Source organism: Allobosea sp. 05T422_2 (assembly GCF_056396265.1).
On sequence record NZ_JBFTLD010000025.1, the window covers coordinates 41,864 to 48,196 of the forward strand.

Annotated in this window: 3 protein-coding genes and 1 pseudogene; 2 read left to right on the forward strand and 2 right to left on the reverse strand. The window is 64.2% G+C overall.

What is annotated here, in order from left to right:
- Together asnB and AC1DJT_RS07315 are read right to left on the reverse strand one after the other, a co-directional pair.
- On the reverse strand, positions 1-3,024 hold the full coding sequence (asnB, locus tag AC1DJT_RS07310) for an asparagine synthase (glutamine-hydrolyzing) (protein ID WP_476833816.1): 3,024 nt from the start codon (positions 3,022-3,024) through the stop codon (positions 1-3).
- Positions 3,021-4,244, reverse strand: a complete 1,224-nt coding sequence (locus tag AC1DJT_RS07315) for a glycosyltransferase family 4 protein (RefSeq protein WP_476833817.1) — start codon at positions 4,242-4,244, stop codon at positions 3,021-3,023. The genes asnB and AC1DJT_RS07315 overlap by 4 nt, the downstream gene beginning before the upstream one ends.
- Before the next feature lie 1,326 nt (positions 4,245-5,570).
- Here AC1DJT_RS07315 and AC1DJT_RS07320 point away from each other — a divergent pair.
- Together AC1DJT_RS07320 and AC1DJT_RS07325 are read left to right on the forward strand one after the other, a co-directional pair.
- A complete protein-coding gene (locus tag AC1DJT_RS07320; protein ID WP_069882281.1) occupies positions 5,571-6,095 on the forward strand; it encodes a helix-turn-helix transcriptional regulator in 525 nt (174 codons plus the stop codon).
- A pseudogene (locus AC1DJT_RS07325) lies at positions 6,092-6,333 on the forward strand (hypothetical protein); the annotation flags it as partial. The gene AC1DJT_RS07320 and the pseudogene AC1DJT_RS07325, both read left to right, overlap by 4 nt.

Here is a 6,333-nt window from a genome sequence, read left to right on the forward strand (position 1 = left end):
TCAGCTCCCCTGCAATGCGAGGTCGAATTCACCGACCGGTGTGGTGGCCGGCGGACCTGCGCCCTCGTCGAGCCAGGCCTGGAGCATCAGCACAGCCCAAAGCGCAAGCGAATGGTCGCGGCGGCCGCTCAGATGCTCCGCCCAGCACGCCTGGACCGCCGCCACGTCGAGAAGATCGTGGCGCCGCAGCCGCGATTCGGTCAGCAGGTCGGCCGCCCAGGCCCGTAGCGGCCCCTTCAGCCAGGCACCGACAGGCACGTCGAAGCCCTGCTTGGGGCGTTCGAACAGGTGCCGGGGCAAGTAGCGCGCAAGAACCTGTCGCAAGATCCACTTGCCCTGGCCGTGGCGGACCTTGACCGCTGTCGGCAGGCGCCAGGCGAATTCGACAACGCGATGATCCAAAAGCGGACAGCGGGCTTCCAGGCTCGTCGCCATGCTTGCCCGGTCGAGCTTCACCAGAATGTCGCTCGTCAGATATCCAGTCATGTCCCGAAAGATCAGTTGCGACACCAGATCGTCGAGGACGGGAGCATCGGGCTCGGCAGCTTCGGCGTCGCGCGCCAGGGTTAGCTCCGAGACACGTGTCAGCCGCCGGTAGATTTCCTGGTCTCCGTTCGCGGCGAAGAGATCGGAAAGACGCCTCAGGCGGTCGCCGCGCAGCGAACGCCTCAGCCGGTCCGGCACCGGCAGCCGATTGACGAATTCCTCGCTGGCGCCATTCGCCAGGTGAACCAGGAAATCTGCAGCGGTGCGGCGGAGAATGGGGGGCAGGCCAAGCAGGGAAGCCAGCCGCACCGCAAGAAAATGCCTGGAGTAGCCGGCAAAGCATTCATCGCCACCATCGCCCGACAGAGCCACGGTCACATCAGTGCGAGCGAGACGGGAGACGAGCAGGGTCGGGATTTGCGACCAGTCGGCGAATGGCTCGTCCCAGATGCGTGGCAATTCGGGGATGACCTCGCGAGCCTCCGCTGGCGTCAGATGCAGCTCCGTATGATCTGTCCCGAGGTGCCGGGCGATACGCCCGGCCTCGACCGACTCGTCATAGCCTCGTTCGCGAAATGCAATCGTGAACGTGCGCACCGGCCTGTCGGACTGGGCCTGCATCAGCGCGACGACGGTCGAGCTGTCGATTCCTCCGGAGAGGAATGCGCCGAGCGGAACGTCGGCGACCATCCGCTCGCGCACGGCGAGACGAAGCAGTTCGTCAAGCTCCGCGACCAGTGCGACATCGTCGGAAACGAACGGATTCTTCCGCCCCTCTTCGGCCACGGCAGCCAGGGACCACCATTGGTGGATCCTCGACTTGAGAGTTGCTGTGTCGGGAGCGTCGGCGATCTCGTCGGCGCTCACCGACAGCATGGCTCCAGGGGGCAGCTTGAACACATCGTGCCAGATGCAGCACCGATCCGGCATCGTGCCGCGCGCCAGCATGGCGGCCACAGCCTCTCGATCGATCCGGGCTTGAAAGCCCGGAAAGGTGCGAATTGCCTTCAGCTCGGAGGCAAACACAAGGGCACGTCCGATGCGCGCGATGTAGAGTGGCTTCTTCCCCATCCGATCTCGGACCAGATGGAGAACACGCGCCCTTCGGTCCCAGAGGCCGAGTGCGAACATGCCGGTGAAGCGCTGGAGCGCCCTCTCCAGACCCCAGCTTTCGATCGCGCCGAGCATCACCTCGGTGTCGCTGCCACCACGGAAGCTATGCCCGAGATCTTCGAGTTCGCGGCGCAGGGTATGGAAATTGTAGACCTCGCCGTTGAAGGTCATGACCAGCCGTCCGCTGTGGGAAACCGTCGGCCTTCGCGTGCAGCCCTCGGCCAAGCACAGGGCGAGGGCGAACCAGAAGATCGGGTGGCGAAGAATGAAGTGGCTGATGCTGAACACCGCCACAGAGCAGATCAGTGCCGAGAGGGCATCGAACCGGGCGTGCAGCGTGAGCAAGAGGGTACTGCCGACGAGCCACGCCAGAGTGGCGAGGCYAAGCACGCCTCCTTGGGTGTACAGGTCCAGGGGCGTGCTGTGCGCCTCGAACGGGCCGGGCAGGTTCTGCGGGTTAGGACCCGTGGGGCGTTCGGAATGCGGCCCCGGACCGAGGCCCAGGGAGGCCGACCMCAACCCTTTCAGCAGTGCTTGCTGCCAAAGCAGAAACCGCAGATTGGCTGTGGCTACGGTCCCGTCCCCGCCTTTGTCCTTGGCCAGGCTTTTGGCGAAATCCTCCGCCTCATCGGCAGCGGCGATGCCGTAGGGCAACAGCGCGATCGTGGTGGGCGGGGCCGCCAGGATGAAGAGGACGGCTGCGATGTAACGCATGCTGTATCCTGGCATGGCCAGCCAGGTTCGCAGCCGCAACCCGATCAGGAACGTGCTCGAGATGACCGTGGCGCCCAAGAAGGCGTCGCTCTTCGTCAATCGCCCGAAGACCACGGGCAGGACCGCCAAAGCAAAGCCGGAGACGCGGCCGAAGCCCGTCTCCGCGCTCATCGCCAGATGGAGCGCGAGCGGACCAAACACGGCGCAATAGAGCGCAGCCTGGTTGGGGTTCTCGGACCAGCCGCGAAAGCGGTCCCAGTACCATGGATCGAGCGAACCCTGAGGGAGCAGCCCCCAGCCGATGGCAATCTGCAGCGCGAGGCCGATATTGCCGAAGACGATGACGAACCAGGCGGTCTGCCGCAGGCGGTTGTCACTGTCTGGTTCGGCCATGGACAATATCGTCACACAGGCCATGAGCAGATAGGCGGTGGAGTCATGCACCATGGCGCCGACGTCGGTCAGCGGATCGAAGAGAAGTCCGATGCACGCGCCTATGCTCAAGGTGAGCGCGAACACGGCCCAGAATGCGCTCAGTCGGGTCAAGGCTGAACTGGCCGCCATCGGGTACCCGGCCAGAAATCGGGTCGCCGACAGGGCGATCCAGAGCGCAAGGCAGAGCTCGCCTAGGCCGATCGGCAGGCCGGGCAGGCGGAGCTGCGATGCGGAAGACAGCACGAGCCCCGCTCCGAGGAGCGCATTTCGGATCATTCCCCTTCTCCGACACCGCGGAGCGCGCCGGCGCCCTCCAGAATCGGCGATCGCGACCTGCCCGCAGCCTTGTCCGTACCACCCTGTTCCGACAGAACCTGCCGATAAAGCTCCGTGTAATGTCCGACGATCGTCKAGAGCCCGAATTCGCGTCGAACCAGCGCTACGGATCGACCACCCATTTCAAGCGCTCTGCGCCGGTCTTCGAGGAGCTCGAGGATGCTGCTGGCGAGAGCGCCCGGGTCGCGCGGTGGCACGAGGAGGCCGTTCCAGTGATGCGTGACCACATCGCTGCAGCCGGGCATGTCGGTCGTGACGATCGGCAAGCCCGCAAGGCCGGCCTCCAGCAGCACGCGCGGGATCCCCTCCCGATATTCCGTCGGCAKGACGAACAGATCTGCAAGGCCGAGCAGGGCCGGCACGTCTTTCCTCGCGCCCAGCGCCATCACATGGGGCGCCTGCCGGTMGATCTCGTCCTGAGCGACTGCGAAGGGCCCTTCACTTTCTCGTGGACCGACGAGCAGGAAGCGCACACCCGGGCGCACCTTCCTGACCAGCGAAGCAGCCTCCAGTAGCGTCGGAATTCCCTTCTGTTGCGTCAGCCTGCTGACCGTGATGACGATCTCGTCCGTCCCGAGGCCGAGCTGTTCCCTTAGCGCCGCAGTGACGGGGCCACGGGCGTGCGATCGATCGAAGGCGGCAATGTCGATGCCCGATCCGCGGATCAGATGAGCGCGGTCCCCCCGAACCAGCCTGTGACTCTCGAAATAGGCCTTGTCGTCGCGGTTCYGGAAAACCGTAGCCGCGGTCCAGCGGGAGGCGAGCCATTGCAAGGCGCAGTAGACCGACCGGAGGGCGAGCGCGCGGGCCGTCTCGGACGAGAATACCCAACCMATCCCATTGATGGTTCGCACCACGGCGACCTTGCCCCGGACCGCGAGGGGTGCCAGCAGATTGGGCTTCGTATCGAAGCTTTGGACAATGTCTGGGCCGATATCCGCGATCATCTTCGCGAGCTGGCGGATGGCAGCGAGATCGGCGCCGCGACTGTCGAACCGGTCGAATTGATAACGCCGATGAGCCAGGCCGGCTTGCAAGAAGGCGGCCCCGTCTGTGGTCGAGGCTGCCGTTATCCGAAAGCCGCGGTCCTGCAAGGCTGCGAGGAACGGGATGCGCAGCGAATGGTCCTCCCCTCCCACGCAAAGCACATGCGGAACCATTTTGACTCCTCCTGCCAGGAGCTGGGACTGCGGGGGGCCTGACCCCTGAGTGCAAGCGCTCGGCCTGATGACCTTTTCCGGCGCGTTCCTGCCCCACAGGACCGTATCCGGTAGGAAATCACGGTATGGAGCAGGCTCTGCACTGTCCTCATTCATTTGGATGACGGATCGGAACCGGACGTAAATGGCGTAGGGCGCCRGCATCGGTGCGTTTCCGCATGGTCGGGGGAAGAATCCGGCGATCGCCGGCCTCATCGCTTCAGAGGCGGCAGGGTGTTCGCCTTGAAGCCGACAGCTTCTGCCTCACGCTATGGTTTGCGTGGAAGAGGCCGGCTCGGCCCGGCTGACAGCGGATTCACGTGCTGGCAGGCGTAGGATGCCAGCATTGGGGCGGGGCCGCCGGAAGAGGCGTCGCGGTAGCGGCCGTGGCGCGAAAACCAGACAGCCGGCCAACTGTGCAGGGACCGGAGAGAACATGTAGTCTCCCGACGCATCTTCAGGTCGTCACGAATTTGTGCGTGCAGCCGCCGTGTTTGATCTCGAAACGGCCTCGGAGCGAGCCTGTCCGAATGGAGGGCGAGCCCCCGGGGCTCGAGTCTGTCGAGGGCGGCCACTTCCAGGGGCTCTATCTCCATGCGCGCATGGCGACGATTACTTCTACCCACGGGGGACCGTGAGCATTCCGTGTCACGCTGGCATCAGCCCGCCTGCTGCCCCGCCGCGGCCCGTTCGTCCAATTTGGGTAGCCCTTCCTTGCCGGGGACAGCGGCCGGTGTATGCAGGCCGGCCGGTATGGCCTTTCGGGGGGGCGGGACCTTAACCTTTGGGTGTAGGCAGACTGGCTCCTTTGAATGCGTTTTCGCTCGGGGGTTTTCTGATATTGTTCCCTCATGGTTCCGATATTGTTCTATAGTAATGTATCCGGAGCGTATGAATATATAAGATAATTTTCCATACTGACGATATAATCAAAGGTAATTTGAGTATAATATGTAGTAACTTCCGCTCCTTGTGCGCGATATCTTGCAGCGATTAAGTTTACGTGCGCTGTGAGTAGCTGCGTCATCTCAACCGACATGGTTTGCGGGGCGAGGTTAAGCGGATGGTCTCTGGTCCGGAATGCGGAACATCGAGGAGAGTGCCGATATGTCTTTGGTCAGCGGATCTGTCGAAGCGCCGGCGCCCCTGGGTGCGTCCGTCCGTCATGCGATGCCCTTGAATGCCGGCCTCGTCGGGCCTCTTTGCGCGTCCCCAGTTCTCGACCAGGAAGAGGGCGGGGCGGGCGTAGCGCCCCCAAGCAATTATCGCGGCACCGTGGCTCTGAGCATGCTCGACCGCATCGGCTGCGGCTATCTTGTCCTCGAGGACCGCCGGAAGATCGTCGAAGCCAACGCCACGGCCCGGCTGATCCTTGGCCGTGAGGCGGGCTCGGTTCAAGGCCTCGACCAACTGACGAGCGCCTTCAAGCGATTGATCGCGCGCGCGCCGAACCGCCCGTCACTCGGCCCGCTGACCTGGATCGTCATTTCGGACAAGGACGATGCGCCTCTCGTTCTCAATCAGGTCGCGGACGACATGCCGGACGGCACCAGCGTAGTGATGCTTCTCGATCTTGATGCTCATCTGGAGCCCAATCCCTTCATGCTTCAGCGCATGTTTGGCCTGACCATGGCCGAGACGCGCCTGGCGATTCAAATGGCGCGCGGCGATGTGCCGGCGGATGTCGCCCGCAGTCGGCGTCTCAGCCGAACCACCATTCGCTCCCAGCTGGCCTCGGTCTTCGCCAAGACGCAGACCAGGCGCCAGGCGGAGCTGGTCACGCTGCTTGCCCGTGTCGCGGTCCTGCCGTGAGGAGCGGGCTTGCTTCGGCGCGCCGCCTCGACCCGGAGCAACGCAGCGCCGGTATCGACAGGCTTGTCCGCTGGAAGCACTGGCGGGCTGTCGCCTGGTGCGCCTTCTCCCTCGTCGGCATTGCCTCGATCCTGCCCGGAAGCATCGAGTTCAGAACCCGGGCGCCACCCGAGCTGGAGCACGTGTTCGCCTATGCGATCACGGGCGGAATTTTCGCGGTGGTCTACGGGCGCAAGGG

Coding starts and splice junctions, on each gene's coding strand:
- AC1DJT_RS07320 (WP_069882281.1), top strand. CDS start 5,571: ATGCTCGACCGCATCGGCTGCGGCTATCTTGTCCTCGAGGACCGCCGG.